The organism is Spirosoma migulaei (assembly GCF_054776855.1).
In genome coordinates this window covers 78625-94208 of record NZ_BAAHBG010000038.1, presented here as the reverse complement: position 1 = coordinate 94208, position 15584 = coordinate 78625, and the positions used below count along the sequence as shown (strand labels likewise).

Sequence of the window (15584 nt, the reverse complement as noted above, 5' to 3'; positions counted from 1 at the left end):
GGAAGTTTATAGCCGAGTTGTCAATGGGCCAAGCGTCTTCCCTTTACTTACTTGTTTTCCATCAGAAAAGACTATGAAGCCTTTGCCTTTGCCGTAATGTTTTCCGGTTTTATCGTATAAAATGGTCAGTATCTTTCCATGGTACAGCACATTATCGAGGCAAAACCACTCCCATTTAGTTTCGGGTATTAACGGATGAATTTCCAGTACGTTATCGGCACGCGGCTTCAGGCCTACTAAATCGCTGATGATTAAGTCAGCAAAGCCCGAATGGTTGTAAAATTTACTTCTTGGATTATCTCCCTTCAGCCATTCGCCCGTTTTTTCATCCTGATATTCCCCCAGGTAAATTTTGCCGTTCATACTGTGCGACCGGGCGTATTTCAGCAACTCATCATAAAATACCGACTTCGTCATCTGCCCCTGATTCCTGTAGTTCGTGAGCAGATTCGACAGTCCTTTCAGGGTTTGTGTGGTGGCAAATGGCCAGACGGGACCATCCCATTCACACCCGTGCCCCGACCCATGAGTGCGGAAAAGCGGATGCCGACGTTCGGCGGTGGTAATGCCCCAGGGAGCCTTGAATCCGGTAGTGTCGGTAAGCTGATTCCACTGACGGGCATAGGCTGGCTTATCGTCAGGCAGGTTAAAATACCAGGGAATAAATCCGATGGCTTCGCGGGCATTTGAGAAACCGCCTTTTTCCAGCTTCACTTCAAAAAAGTCGGCGGATTCATCCCATAAGCTATCCAGCGTTAGCTTTTTTAGTTCGGCCGCCTGCTGTTGGTATCGGCGCTGGAGGGTGTCATTTTGGGCAAGTTCGGCCATGGTGGCCAGAGCTTTGGCATTGCCGTACATGTAGCTATTGATGGAAGGACGTCGGTTTTTCTCTTTTCGCGATCCACTGATCGACTCTTCCATGGCGTCTTTCACATCAAATTGCCAAAACAAGCCGCTGGGTAGCTGCTTTTCCTGCTGCCATTTCCGGTAATCAGCATCTAAAGCCGGAAGATTCTTTTGGATAAAGGACTTATCCAGATTGACCAGGTATCGATTATACACCGCATCGTCGACCCAGCTACTGAACCCATGAAACCGCTGCGCTACATGCTTTGGGTCGATGTACAGCCAGAACGAAATATAGTCGTTAATGTACTGCGGATTATGCAGCCATCGGCCTTCGTAAATATGATGTCCCAGGGCACTGCTAATGGCATTGTACTTCCCGGCATGATTTACGTTGGTGATGAACTCGGTGAAGACGTAACCTTCCGGCGTTTCTTTTAAATGCTTCCGAAACGCCCACCAGCGGTAATAGTACACCTCCTGTACTACCGAATCCGGACAATCGAATAGCGGAATATTCTTTGCAAGCCAGTCAAACGACTGGTCATTTGGCACATAGTTTTTTACGGCTTCTTCGTCTATGGAATTAAAGTACGAAACGTAATTTTTGAGCTTATCAGTTGTCAGTACCTTACCCGACTGCCCGACACAAACCGTCGTTTGTAACAAACAGATAATCAGAAGTATGCCGGATGGTTTCTTTATACCATTCATGATTCATTATCTTTTAGTGAGGCCAGGTTCTAAAATCCGACACCACATGCAGTGCAAAAGGTGGCGTTAACGTCATAAAAAACTACCCCTATTATTTACTAACCAACTCAACTTCTGCTTCATGCAACCCTTCTGCCCTAGCCTTTACAGTTACCTTTCCTGCTTTTTCGGTTGACTGAATAATAGCCAGACACTTTCCGTTGTAGGCTTTTCGGTAGCTAGCTTTAAACGGTTCAAGACTGGCCTGGTAACCATTATCAACACCAGCAATCGTGCCCTCTCCTACTATAGCAAACGTAATTAGATGGTTAGCATCTGGCACGAGATTCCCTTGCTCATCCACTATGTTAACCGTAATGAACGACAGGTCTTTGCCATCGGCTTTGAGTGTATTCCGATCCGCAATCAGTTGGATTTTAGCAGCTTTGCCAGCCGTCGAAATCGTTCGAGTTAATACGGGTTTACCGTCTTTTCGGGAGACGGCTTTCAGGGTACCGGGTTCGTACGGAACGCGCCACATGACATGCAAGTCATCCCCGTTTTTTTTTCGAATACCTAATGAGTTGTCATTGAGAAAAAGCTCGACCTCATCGGCCTGATTATAGTAGGCCCATACATCAACCGTTTTCCCTTTTTGCCAATTCCAGTGCGGGAAAATATGCAGGACCGGCTTGTCTGTCCACTCGGTCTGGTACAGATAATAACTATCTTTAGGGAAACCAGCCAGGTCAAGAATGCCGAAATAGGAACTGCGTGCAGGCCAGGGATAGGGATGCGGCTCACCTAAATAATCGAAGCCAGTCCAGACGAAAAGTCCCGCCATGTGCGGCAGTTTTTTGATGGCTTTCCAGGTTTGTTCATGTGTGGAACCCCAGTAAGCAGCTTCGTTATCATAGGCCGAAGCAGTCCAGTCGGGGTTACCATCTGTGAATTTGGCGGGACCGCCTTTGCCCCACATGCGTATGGAGTCGGAAGGCATATCATAGTGCCCGCGTGTTTGCAGGGACGAACCTGTTTCGGAGGCAAGAACGGCCTGATTCGGGAACGTTTTGGGGAATTCGGCGTAGGCTTCGTGTTTATAATTGAACCCTAAAAGATCTAAGGCACCTGAGCGATAAATAAAGTTTTTATCGGGTATATTCTCCGTCAGCGCCGACGTAACAGGCCGGGTTGTATCCAGTTTTTTAACAATTCCGGCTAGCTCTTTCGTGATCGTAAGCCCTGTTGAATCAAACTGTTCCCGAATTTCGTTACCAATACTCCACATGAAAATAGACGGGTGATTTCGGTCGCGACGGACCATATCTTCGAGGTCGGTCTTATGCCAGGCATCCCAGTTAAGGCCATAATCCTGCTTCGATTTCTTTTTCTTCCACATATCGAAGGCTTCGTCCATAACAATGAAGCCCATCTCGTCGCACAAGTCCAGGAATTCGGGGGCGGGTGGATTATGCGCAGTGCGGATGGCATTGCAGCCCATGGCCTTCAAGAGTTCAAGCTGGCGTTGTATGGCCCGTCGGTTTACGGCAGCACCTAAGGCCCCCAGATCGTGGTGAAGGCAAACGCCCAGAATTTTTGTGGGTTGCCCATTCAATGAAAAACCGGTTGCCGGATCAAATCTGAAGTAACGAATACCCAGGGGTGTTTGGTAGCTATCCACCAGTCTATTTTGCTGATAAACGCGGGTGATAACGGTGTATAAATAGGGCTTGTTGACTGACCAAAGCGTTGGGTTCAGAAGATCAACCTGTTGGGCAACCGTCGTGAGTGTATCAATGAGTTGAACAGACGTTCTCGTTTGCGTAGCTACCTCTTTCCCCGAAGCATCCAGAATAACGCTGGTGATGTTAACTGATTGTGGGGTTCCACCTGAGTGCCGACCACTGGAATGCCGGCCAACCACGTTACGGATGCTAACCTGCAATAAAACCTGCGCTTTTTGGTTTGTGACAGTGGGCGTCGAAACAAACGTACCCCACTGATCTACGGCTATGGTTGAGGTCGTTACCAGTCGCACATTCCGATAAATGCCTGAGCCTGTGTACCAGCGAGAATTGGGTTGCGCTGCGTTATCGACCCGGACAGCCAGAACGTTTTTCTCACTACCGAATTTCAAATACGTACTTAGTTCGTACCGAAACGAGCTGTAGCCATAGGGCCGAATGCCCAGTGAGTGTCCGTTTATCCAGACTTCGCTATTCCGATAAACCCCATCGAATTCAACAAAGACAACCTTGTTTTTTGATGAAACTGGTACAGCAAACGTTTTTCGGTACCAGCCAAATCCAGTGGGAAGGGCACCTTCCTGGGTTGTACTCAGGTGATGTTCGCTGAACTGCCCTTCAATACTCCAGTCGTGTGGTAAGGTTAGAACTCGCCAGTTTGAGTCGTCAAACGCTATGTCTTTCGCCTTAGCATTATCGCCCAGATAAAACTGCCAGCCTTTGTTGAAATCCAGGATAGTCCGTGGCTCGTTTTGGGCAAAAACTGGGTAGGTTAACAGGGTTAATAGTAAATATAGAAGGCTGACGTGATGTTGGTTACTTATAATCGACAGGTGAGGTTTCTTAAAACCTCGTGTCGTCAAAACCTGGTTAAATACCCCTAAATCCCCTGAAGGGGACTTTATCAAAGAGTAAGCACAGTCCCCTTTAGGGGATTTAGGGGTATTTAACCAGGTTATAAGCGATAGGTTTTTAGAAATCTCGCGCGTCAGATGTAAATATCTGGCACCACACTTGTCACGAAAAAGCCCTGCGTTCCTCATGGTTTCTTTGTGGCAGGTGCGGCTACAAAACGCTTCTTACTCTTCCCTAAATCGACCGATGTGGCCACGGCGATACCGCGCTGATCGGCTTTGTTAACTGCGCAATAAAAGTGATATACAACGCCTTTATGCTTCAGAACGAACGATTTATGAGCGTATAAATCGTCATACGATTCTGAGGGCTCAATCAGGTTGGCTCCCGTCCAGTCGGTCCAGTTGACTAAATCTGTTGAAGCAGCAAAGCGGTTAAAGGCCCCTTTCCGATCTTCCCAGAAGGCTCCAAAATAGAACATTACATACAGATCGTCTATTTTCTGAATCACGGCGTCGCCAGTAATACCTGCCGAGTGCATCAAAACGGGCTCTTTCCGGTACCGCTGCCAATGCAGCATATCGTCCGACACGGCCATGCCTATCCGTTCGAACCAGCGCGTTTTATTCACGCCCGTTGTATCGCCGTTGGCGTTGTAATACATCACAAAAGGATGGCCCGTCAGTAGGTTGAGGTCCTGAATGACTGAGCTTTTAAACAGTTTTCGATTTTCCCACCAGCGCACGTCGGCGTCTTTGGCGGTCAGCACGGGCGTTGATGTACGCTTCCATTCGTGCACGGTTGTCGGATCTTTTGCGGTATAGGCAATCCCGATTGACAAATCACCTGCTTCGTACCCTTGGGCTGCTCCACCGATATAGGACATCCAGTAGTTCCCCTTGTACTTGTTCAGGCCGTAGCGCCCACCCCACTCGTAATCCTGTAAGGCATTATAGGCCGCTTTTTGATTCCCATCCCACTGAGTAGTATCCGAGAATGACATGATCCGGCCCATCGTTTTCCAGTTGAGCAGATCGTTACTCGTAGCCAGCCAGGTCTCGTACCCCCTTCCGCCATAAATCAGGTACGTCATGTACCACTTTTTCCCCTTCCGAAAGACCGTTGGGCAGTCCATCTTCAACGAGTTATCGGCGGGTGTCATAATCAACCCATACTTAAAAGGCGTTTTGACTTCCTCATAAATTCGCTGCATCTGTGCATCCGAAACGCGGGATGATTGGGCAAAACCGGATAGTGGTAACAGGCAAACGAGTACAATTCGGGAAAGGTGGCAGGTCATTACGCAGGTCAATTTGGGCAACAGGCGACTAAGAGTACAAATCTATCCAAGATAAAGCCTATGCTTATCTATTATTTTCACTAAAGATTGTATGATGTTAGCGTGGTATCAAACTCCCAATAAGACACAAAATACCCAACAAGGCTATATATCAACTTTCACTGATGTGAAAGGACTAAAGACAAATCCATTTAGGCACTCAAAAGAGGGTTTTAGCATCTGTTTTCAGAAAATCGGGCCAGGGAATGCCGCTATTCCCAACGAGAAGGACCTTGTCTGCTCCAACTTTTCGCTGAAAAACCTCCATACCTTTGGCGCTCTGGGTATGTCCACTTTTCACGTCAAGACCAATCAGTTTCCCTTTGCACTCAATGACAAAATCGACCTCATCATTTCCATCCCGCCAGTAGTAAAGGTTTAGATCACCTAAGCGAGCTTAAACTGGAAGCTTTGGGGAAGATGACGATTCCAGGGATACTTCTTTCGACGTATTTCGCCAACCACTATACAGAAGATTCGTATCCAGTTTAGGCTTGGGGAAAAACAGGCTCGCTACGTAACCAACGCCAATAACGACCAGATGGCTATAGACGCCCAGCATCAGTTTATGATGCGTGAAGTTGTAATCCCCCATGTCCAGCAATAGTTTCTTATTGGCCCCATATCCAATCTGGGTCGAGGTTAGAAAGGCGTAGGCGGTAAACAGAATGCACACGAGAATGGCAATATTGACCCCCTGTCTGTTGGCACGTGCACTGAAAATGCCCAGCAAAAAAATACCGACAATCCCCCCCGAAAAAATGGCGTACAGGGTAAATACAATACCTAAAACGCCCTCATTACCCGCCTGCAAATAGATAGCCCCAATCAGGATAGCGATAAGGCCCGAAATCACAACAATCGCTTTACTCACCGTCAGGTATTCTTTATCCGTACGGGCAGGGCGAGCTTTTTTATAGAAATCTTCCAGACCAACTGCTGCCAGTGAATTTAGGTCGGCACTAAGGCTACAGATAGCCGCCGAAATCATAGCTGCCAGAATAAATCCCACTACGCCCGTCGGGAATTTCGTCATGATGAAATACGGAAAAACGGCATCGGGCCGCATCCCCTGGGGCAAGGGCTGTTGCTTGTAATAGACGTATAGGGCGGTGCCGATAAACATAAACAGCGCCCAAACGGGCACCGTTAGTGAGATACCCAAAATAGAGGCTTTGATGGCTGCTTTGTCGGTTTTAGCGGTCAGGTAACGCTGGACAACCGTTTGGTCGGTGCCGTATTTTTGAATGGCATAGAACATGCCGTTGATGACCATTACAACGAAAGTAAGCTTTGTAAAATCGAGGTCGTAGGGGCCAAAACCCGTCCGCCCATTCGCCGAGGCAATGGTAATAACTTCCGAAAATCCACCCCGAACGGAGTAAAGAATAACCACTACACAGAGAATACCACTGGCAAACAGCATAAATCCCTGAAAAACATCCAGCCAGATAACCGCTTCAATCCCACCCAGTAAATTCACCGCAATGATGATGAGACCGACCAGAACAATGATATAAAACGTATCGCCACCTGTCATGTTGGTGAGCGCCACCGACAGTAGAAAAAAGACCGTACCCATGGAGGAAAACTGCCGGAGAACGAATGCCGTAGAACTGTAATAGCGGGCAAATGAACCAAAGCGTTTTTCGAAATATTCGTAGGTACTCAGCCCGATCACTTTGCGGTAAAGAGGCACGATAAACCAGATGGTTCCGAGCAACACGATAGGGACCATTAGCCCCTGTACCAGTAAGATCCAGTTCGACGAATAGCCTTCGCTTGGGTAGCCCAGAAACGTAACGCTACTAATCAGCGTAGCCAGCAAAGACATACCAATTGCCCAGGCGGGTACTCGCCCCCTGGCCGCGAAATACGTTTCCGTTGTCCGTTGGTTTTTGGCGTACCGTAACCCAAAGTACAAATTGATAATCAGCACCAGGCCGATGATCAGGTAGTCGAGGATGCTCAAGGTTGGGATTGACATTATATTGCCATTAAGTAGTCATTTTATTGTCATTGGTAGTCATTTCATTGGCATTGATTGTCATTGGTGGTAGCAACTATCAATGACCACTAATGACAGTCAATGACTACCTAATGACCACAATGCCGGTGGCCATTGATAGCTTCCCGGTTTTACAGTAATATATAATTCTTCTGGGCGGCATCCCGCTGGGCGGTACTCCGCTGTTTTAATAGCTCTGGTTCGAACGACTCCAGTGGCCAGTTCCTGAACAGGCTCAAGCCGCGTGATACCGATTTCCCGAAGGACAGACGCAGCCGTTGAGCCTCCTTCAATGATCAGTTCGTGAACTGTAACCTGATTCAACACCTCCTTCACTACCATTGCCATTACGGTTCGCAAGTGAAGTGCCATACCCGTTTTACCCTCCGTGGAATCAGGATCAATAGCGAGGATCACCTGCTTTTTTCGTTGCAAATAACCTGCAATTTCGGTTGCCCAATTGGCAAGTGCAACAGACATTAAACCACCCACATTCGTTAGCTGGCTCGGCATATAACTCACGGCATGTCCAGCTTCTTTCGCACTTTTCACTAACTCAACCCGATCGCCAAAACTGCTTCCGCAGACGTAAAGGCGGCATTCATTCAGGCTAACTAGCTCATCAATAGGTTTTTTTGGCAATTGTAGTGAATCCAGAATCGCGGCAAAGAACCCTGACCCGCCAATCGGTAAAGTCTGTTTATCAAGGTGATTTACCCAGTTGTGCAAATCAGCCTGTTTTTCAGCTTCACCAATGATAATCCCCTCATTTGGCAATATAGACAGAGCCGCCAGTACCTGTAAACCAGTAGCCCCACTAAACCGTTTTTGTATAGCTGACTCCGTTATTGGAAACTCTGGGTCTTCGGCAAAATGAGTTGTATGAATTCGTTCGCCATGAATGTAGTAATGCCCGTCAACAAGAGTTCTGCCCAGTGCCGGATTTGCCGGAACGATCAGGGCTTTTGTCAAACCAAGAACCACCAATTGCGCGTGTACTTCCGCAATAATATGCCCACGTAGCACCGAATCGACCTTTTTGTAAATCAGGTCCGGCTGCATGGCACCTAAAGCCTCACTAACGTCGGTCATTTCCTGTACAGCTTCTGATTCAGAAACTGACCGGGCATCGGTAGCAATAACGATTAATTCGGCACGTGACTGCGAATTGACAGACATCGCAAGTTCAACGGTAAGTCCGTAGGTTAGGCCAATGCCCGCTAATTCGGCCGCTCCTGTTAAATCGTCTGCAATGACAGCTATCATAGGTTAATGAGCGAAAGAGTGAATGAGTGAATAACTCGCGTCATCTCGCTCTTTCACTCATTCACTCTTTCGCTCATTACAGAATTTTTCGCCAATCGCACCGCCGATTCAATGGCCAGTACCATTGCATCGGGACTGGCAACGCCCTTTCCAGCAATTTCAAAGGCCGTTCCATGATCGACGGACGTGCGGATAATGGGCAGGCCCATAGTGATATTTACCCCTTTGACACTATCCATCTGCTTTTTATCGGCATTCCATTTGAAACCGGTCAGCTTGAATGGAATATGGCCCTGATCGTGATACATAGCCACTACGCCCCCATAGTAGCCTGTAGCCGCCTTGGAAAACAGCGTATCGGCAGGAACGGGACCTTCCACATCGTAGCCCCGGCGTCTGGCTTCTTCAACGGCGGGTAAGATTTCCTCGTCGTCTTCTGTACCAAACAGGCCCGAATCGCCAGCGTGGGGATTCAGGCCAGCTATTCCAATTTTCAGATTGGTTTCACCCAGCGAAATCAGGCCGTTGTAGAGTAGTTCGGTTACGTCAAGAATCCGATCTTTTTTTACCAGATCGCAGGCTTGCCGAAGCGATACGTGCGTGGATACGTGAATCACTTTCATCTGATCCTCCACCAGAAGCATGCCGTATTTCTTTGTATTCGTATACTGCGCATAAATTTCGGTATGCCCCGCAAAATGGTGGCCCGCTTCATTAATAGATTTTTTGTTGATCGGCCCTGTAACGGTTGCATCCACCTCATCGGCCAGAGCCAGATCAATAACGGTTTTCACCGACGCAAAAGCAGCTTCTCCGGCCATTGCCGATATTTCGCCGAATTGCAGCGTAGCCAGGTCAACGTTGGCCAGATCGTACACGTCAATCGTACCCAACTGGAAGTTCGCATCCTGAACCGCTTTGATCGGGTGAATGACTGCGCGCAGACCCAATCGGGTTGCAATGTTCTGAAATACACCGGCATCGCCAACTAATAACGGATTGCAAATCTCGTAAATAGTTGGATTCAACAGTGCCTTAACGGCTATTTCGGGGCCAATACTCGCGGGATCACCCATGGTGATTCCTACGATTGGTTTGTGTTCAGTGTTCATATTGTTACGCGGACAGTCTGCTTTACTAACTCAAAGCTGTATTTCTTCTTTTTCCACCAACTCAGCCAGGGCAATTTTCAAGTCGGTTTCTTCTCTGGTCGATAGTGCCTGCAGAGGTGGCATCATGGTCGTTCCGCAGAGGTTGTATTCCTGCATCAGCACTTTAAGCGCCCAGAGGGACTCGCCCAACGTACGACCGGCCTGATACAGATGCCCAAAGACATCCGATTGACTTTGATAACCGTAGGCTTTGTCTTCATCACCTTCCTGAACCGCTTTCAGCATGTCGCGGTAAATAGCTGGCAGCAGATTCCCGGTACTCGGTACCAGCCCATCGCTACCCCGCAACAACGCATCGGCCGAGCGGGCTGCCCACCCCATAAAATGGCTGAAATCAGGTCGGTTGGCCCACAGGGCAAGGGCTTCGTGCAATCGTTCGGTGCTGCGCTCCGAGTCTTTAATTCCCACAATGTTAGGGTGAAAGCTCAACTCATCGACAATCGGCAACGGAATCGACATTCGGGTGGTGGCGAAAATGTTGTAGATAATCAGCGGGCCATTCAGTTGATCGGCCAACTGCTCGAAATACTGCTTCATCTGGCTCTCCGACAGTGCATAGTACGAGGGAAGCGTTGCCGCTACGGCATCGACACCTACATCAAAGCAGTAATTGGCAAACTCAACCGACTCTTCCAGGCAGTTCGACGAAATCCCGGCGTATAATATTGTATCTGCCGATTTTAATCGGACGGCTTCCAGCACATATGCCTTTTTCAATGAAGTGGGCAAGGAAGACGATTCGCCCGTTGTTCCCAGTACAAAGGGCATAGCGTTACTGGCCTGTAAATTGGCAATCATCTTCTCGACAGCCGCTCTATCTAATTGATACCCTTCGGTGAGGGGTGTAACCAGCGGAACCACAACACCCTGGTATTTCTTTTTCATACTCATAGCTAATAAGCGGCTGTATAAATAGCGATAGCATCTTCGCGGGTTATTTCCCGCGGGTTATTTTTCAATAAACGGGTTATTTTCAGGGCATCATCAGCCATCTGAGGAATCACATCTTCGGGAATATTCACGTCTCGTAAACGGGCTGGAATACCACATTCCCGAATCAGGTATTTTAGTTTTCGGACACCCTTTGCCGCCGTTTCGGCATCATCCTTACCTCGTTCACAACCGAGTGCAATGGCTACCTGCGCATACCGACTAACAGCTTCGGGGATGTTAAACTCCATGACATACGGTAGCAGTAACGCATTAGACAGTCCATGCGCCAGATGAAACAGGCTACCCAACGGATACGAAAGTGCGTGTACGCCAGCCGTATTCACTGGACCCAGGCAAAAACCGCCCAGCAAACTCCCCATCGCAACGTGCGTTCGAGCTTCTTCGTTGGTACCATCCTGAACAGCCTGAACAATGTTGGCAGCAATGAGTCGCATACCCTCAACCGCATACATGTCGATGAAGGGTTGCGCAAATTTGTTGGTGTAGGCTTCCAGACAGTGCGTCAGCGCATCAATCCCGGTAGCTGCCGTAATCGCTGCCGGTACACTGATGGTCAGCAACGGGTCGACATACACGATGTCGGGCACCAAAAATGGACTGATAATACCTTTCTTCTGATGATCAGCCCCATCCACCAAGATGGCGTTTGGCGATACCTCGCTGCCGGTTCCAGATGTGGCTGGTACACAGATTAGTTTTCTGCGTCGGCCGGTTAGATTGCCAATGCCGAGCATGTCGCTCAGGGTTTGGTCATTTTCCAGTTGAGCGGCCACTAATTTGGCGATATCCAGTACGCTTCCTCCACCAATACCCAGCACCACATCGGGATTGAAGGGCGAAACGGTTTGCATCAGCTTGTCAAAATCCGCAAACGAGGGTTCCTGGACAATACTAGTGTCAACCTGAACGGCTATGCTGTTCGATTCCAGCGTATCCAGCAGGCTTTTAAGCTGTTCCAAAAGAGGGCTTATCGTTACGATCAGCACCTTTTGTGGGGCTATCTGTATGATTTCATTGGCCAAATTTCCAAGGGAGCCTTTGCCAAAAACCAGTTTGCCGGGAAAGTGTATTGTCAATTCCTGTGTCATTGTTTTCCGGGTTTTTGTCATTCCGACCTTAGAAGGAATCTCAAGTCTCTATTTATTAAGCTTGAGATTCCTTCTAAGGTCGGAATGACAAAAAATCAATCCTTCGTAATTTCCTTTGCAACAGGTGCCGAATAACCAGCCAATGCAGGCCATACCCCATTTTCAATTGGCTTTAATTTCAATTTTTGGGGATCAATAACCGCGTGCCTAATCTTCTGCCGACGCCAGGTATAGATCACATGTATCAGTCCATCACTCGTTTGAATCACCGATGGATACGAGTACTGACTGATGGGTGAATCTTCCAGAATCATGGCTGCCGACCAGTTTCTGCCGTCTGTTGAAACGGCTAAATTCAGGGGTGTCCGTGGTCCTTTAGCCAAGTCACCCGGTGGCAGTACATGGTTGTATACCAGTACCTGCCGACCGTCTTTCAGCGTTACCGCATCGGTTCCAGAGTTGTTATTGGGTAAGGTCGTTTTGGTCAATGGCGACCAGGTTTCCCCATTATCCGTTGACCAAGACTCCTCAATGGCGCGGTCTCTGCTGCGGGCCAGAATCTGGAGTTTACCATTTCCATACGTCAGCACACTGGGTTGAATGGCATTCAGCGTTCGGCCATCATTGATAGGGCCGATTTTACGCCATGTTTTCCCAAAGTCGGGTGTTAGTTCAAAATGCAGTTTCCAGCCATCTCCTTCAGTACTGGAGGGGCAAATTAGATTGCCATTCGACAGCAATACTGGCTTGTTTTTTACCGGACCAATATAACCTTCGGGTAATGCCTTCGCGGCCGACCAGCTACGCCCGCCATCCGGCGATGTTTTCAACCAGCCTTTCCACTTAGACGGGCTGGGGCCAATCTTGTAGAACAGCATCAGATCCCCTTTTGGAATCTGATACAGAACCGGGTTCCAGCAGGCGTACCGAAGGGTATCGTTGATGATCCCATTCGCCACATTCTGTGGAGCCAGCCACTTCCCATTCTCCTGCCGACTCACCCAAATACAGACATCCGGATTCCGTTCCTTCGTGCCCCCAAACCAGGCCGATACCAGGCCTTTCGGTGTTTCTGCAATGGTGGCTGCGTGGCTTTCGGGAAAGGGCGGATTCTCAACCACAAATTCATCCACTACCAACCCAGATTGCCATTTAGCCAATTGGGCATAGGTCGTGTTGATTAGGGTCAGGCTTGCGAAAAGGGTTATGTATAAAAGCTTTATCATCGTTGGGTTAGTCGTTTCTTTTTGAATCCTACTTGCTTCGTTTTCGCTTGACTTTGCCAAGCGAAAACGGCATGATCAATTTGTTGCCTGCTTCTTATCAGCTGCTTTTTTGGCTTTGATGGCTGCGGTGTAGGCATTGTACATTTCCCGCCAGTTTCGGCCGTTGGCATTCAGATACTGCTCCGATTTGGTTTTGTAGATCTCAAAAATGACCGAGATCTCTTTCATGCTTTTGTAGTCGATGGCCTGTTCACGAGCCTGTTCCAGAAAACCCAGAATGGTTTCTTCCTCCTGAGCAGTTAGGTTCGGTACAATGGCTTTATAACCCGCCATCGTGAATGCCACTTTCCCAATTGTGTATTTGTCAAGCACGGCATCGACCTGTTTCTTATCGAGGTCTTTCTGTAGCCCAGTCATCAGATCCTGGTGAACGGTTTTAGGAATGGCCGAATCAGCAATAACTTGCCGATCAAGGTCAGACAATGGTTTCCCCGTTACAGGGTTTATGCCCGCCGGAACCGTACTGGCTGGATGCTCATTGTGCCAATCACGGGTAGTTTTCAGATGGGTAGCCACAACGTCGGTCAGGCGTTTTTCTTTGGCAGGATCGTTCAGATTCAGTGATGCAATCCAGTCCGCTGCTTTCTTTTCCAGCTCGGCATCAGATTTGGCTTTTCCGTCAACTTCGGTGGTCTGTTTAGCAGGCTGTTCCTGACAGAAAGCAGGAGATGCAAACAGGACAGCGGCCACAACTATACAGCGGTTAATGGTCTTTTTCATAGCGATTTTGAGGTTGAATTTCGTATGGCAGAGCTGCCAAACGGCGTTGATTCGCCAGCTTTGCCAGTTTCGGCGAGTTGCTTTTTTAATGGGTTATCCGTCCGGAAGGGCCGGGCAGGCAAGCCTTCCTGATTGACCAGATTCGGTTGGGCCGCTTCTTCCCAGGCAAAACGAACCGCCACCGGACGTTGTACACCAGGCGCTGATACGAGTATGTGTTTTCCATCAATGCGGGCCTGGGCCGGTACAAAAACCCCATCGGCACCGGCAATTGTAAAGTCGGTGAGTGGTTGCCCATCTTTGCTGACTAAACCCGTTCCGATTTGTGAGAAGTGCAATTCAATGGCCCGCCCTCTGACCTTCATTTTTTCGTAAACCGGCCCTTCAGAAACAACTGGTTTTTCATAATCAGCGGCCAAGGCGAGTAGTGCCAGCCGACGGCCAATTTCCCATTTGAACGGCGGGTGAATGTCAGACAAGTCGTCGGCCAGATCAGTCGTTGTAATCATGCCCGTTCGGGGGAGGCTCAAAACGGCCTCCTGAGCTTCCCGAAATGCAGGCAGTGTTTCTTTCGTCAGCGCAACTTTCCCTTTCGATTCTGAATACCGGAACGGCGCTAGCTGAGTGTAATAAACCGACAGTTTCGGGTCATTCCAGGCGCTTCGCCAGCTTGTAATGAGCGTTTTGAGTTTGTGCGAATACGTTATCGTTTCGTTCAAAAAACAGTTCGATTCACCCTGATACCACAGAAAGCCTTTCAGCGCAAACGGTGCCAGTGGTCGAATCATGGGTTCATAGAATTTTCCCGGCTCACCATCAACTTTTTGATTACTATAATACGCATCCTCCCGAAAAGCTGCTTCCGAAATCCAGGGTTCAATCCGACTCCCTGGTATGGCCGATGAGATGACACCGATCGGTACATTCAAGCTTTTGTAGAGTTCTTTCGCGAAAAAATAAGCTGGAGCCGAAAATGAGCGCAAGGCCGAATCCTGCGCCACGTTCCATCCCCGATGCAACGAATCCGGCTTACTCAATTCCTTTCGGTTGACCAAAAAGATACGTATCTGCGGATTGTTGGCGTAGTCCAATTCATCGACCGGACTATGATCATTAATGAATTGAGTGGCCAGCGACCGCTTCACTTTGCTATTCTTCCGCATCGTGTATTCCATATTCGACTGGCCTGAACACAACCAGACTTCGCCCACCAGAATGTTTTGCAGTCGAATAGTATTGGTGCCCGAAATAACCAGTTCCAAGGGGATTGCTGAGGCTTTGAGCGGCTTTAGAGTTACACTCCACTTGCCTTTTCCATCCGTGTATGTCGTCTGATTTTGTCCAGCAAACTGAACGCTCACTGTTTCCCCTACCGACGCTTTACCCCAGATAACCACTGGTTTACCCTGTTGCAGCACCATGTTATGCCCTAAAATTCGGGGCAACACAATCTCTGCTTTCAATTGGAGTGAAAGCAGAAGTAAGGTGATAGCGAACAGGTTATGCTTATTCATTAACTGTTATAGTTTCGCTTTAAACTACCCCCAATCCCCTAAAGGGGGCTCTCTCCAAAGTCAATCAAAGCCCCCTTTAGAGGGTTGAGCGTAGTTTA

11 protein-coding genes and 1 pseudogene are annotated in these 15584 nt (G+C 48.5%); all 12 read right to left on the bottom strand.

The window, feature by feature from the left end:
• Nucleotides 1-6: 6 nt before the first annotated feature.
• The 12 genes and pseudogenes from ACYVGO_RS34065 to ACYVGO_RS34010 all read right to left on the bottom strand — a co-directional run bounded on the left by ACYVGO_RS34065 (nt 7) and on the right by ACYVGO_RS34010 (nt 15486).
• The gene (locus tag ACYVGO_RS34065; RefSeq protein WP_460973175.1) at nt 7-1560 is read right to left on the bottom strand and encodes an MGH1-like glycoside hydrolase domain-containing protein; all 1554 of its coding nucleotides are present in this window, start codon (nt 1558-1560) and stop codon (nt 7-9) included.
• Between the two features lie 91 nt (nt 1561-1651).
• Nucleotides 1652-4147: a beta-galactosidase GalB gene (galB, locus tag ACYVGO_RS34060; RefSeq protein ID WP_460973174.1), complete on the bottom strand. Its 2496-nt coding sequence runs from the start codon at nt 4145-4147 to the stop codon at nt 1652-1654.
• A 176-nt stretch (nt 4148-4323) separates the two neighbouring features.
• On the bottom strand, nt 4324-5439 hold the full coding sequence (locus tag ACYVGO_RS34055) for a glycoside hydrolase family protein (RefSeq protein ID WP_460973173.1): 1116 nt from the start codon (nt 5437-5439) through the stop codon (nt 4324-4326).
• Between the two features lie 199 nt (nt 5440-5638).
• A pseudogene (locus ACYVGO_RS34050) lies at nt 5639-5815 on the bottom strand (AAA family ATPase); the annotation flags it as partial.
• Nucleotides 5816-5875: 60 nt separating this feature from the next.
• Entirely contained in the window at nt 5876-7465 is a 1590-nt protein-coding gene (locus ACYVGO_RS34045) for a sodium:solute symporter family protein (RefSeq protein ID WP_142773664.1), read from the bottom strand.
• A gap of 99 nt (nt 7466-7564) precedes the next feature.
• The gene (locus ACYVGO_RS34040) at nt 7565-8752 is read right to left on the bottom strand and encodes a four-carbon acid sugar kinase family protein (RefSeq protein WP_460973172.1); all 1188 of its coding nucleotides are present in this window, start codon (nt 8750-8752) and stop codon (nt 7565-7567) included.
• A 53-nt stretch (nt 8753-8805) separates the two neighbouring features.
• Nucleotides 8806-9864 (bottom strand): 4-hydroxythreonine-4-phosphate dehydrogenase PdxA, encoded by a 1059-nt coding sequence (gene pdxA, locus ACYVGO_RS34035; protein ID WP_460973171.1) that lies wholly within the window; start codon nt 9862-9864, stop codon nt 8806-8808.
• A gap of 30 nt (nt 9865-9894) precedes the next feature.
• Nucleotides 9895-10809 (bottom strand): dihydrodipicolinate synthase family protein, encoded by a 915-nt coding sequence (locus tag ACYVGO_RS34030; protein ID WP_460973170.1) that lies wholly within the window; start codon nt 10807-10809, stop codon nt 9895-9897.
• Between the two features lie 8 nt (nt 10810-10817).
• A complete protein-coding gene (locus ACYVGO_RS34025; protein WP_460973169.1) occupies nt 10818-11966 on the bottom strand; it encodes an iron-containing alcohol dehydrogenase in 1149 nt (382 codons plus the stop codon).
• A gap of 95 nt (nt 11967-12061) precedes the next feature.
• Nucleotides 12062-13192 (bottom strand): sialidase family protein, encoded by a 1131-nt coding sequence (locus tag ACYVGO_RS34020; protein ID WP_460973168.1) that lies wholly within the window; start codon nt 13190-13192, stop codon nt 12062-12064.
• 75 nt (nt 13193-13267) lie between these two features.
• A complete protein-coding gene (locus ACYVGO_RS34015) occupies nt 13268-13972 on the bottom strand; it encodes a DUF3826 domain-containing protein (RefSeq protein ID WP_460973167.1) in 705 nt (234 codons plus the stop codon).
• A complete protein-coding gene (locus tag ACYVGO_RS34010; protein WP_460973166.1) occupies nt 13969-15486 on the bottom strand; it encodes a sialate O-acetylesterase in 1518 nt (505 codons plus the stop codon). The genes ACYVGO_RS34015 and ACYVGO_RS34010 overlap by 4 nt, the downstream gene beginning before the upstream one ends.
• Nucleotides 15487-15584 lie beyond the last annotated feature (98 nt).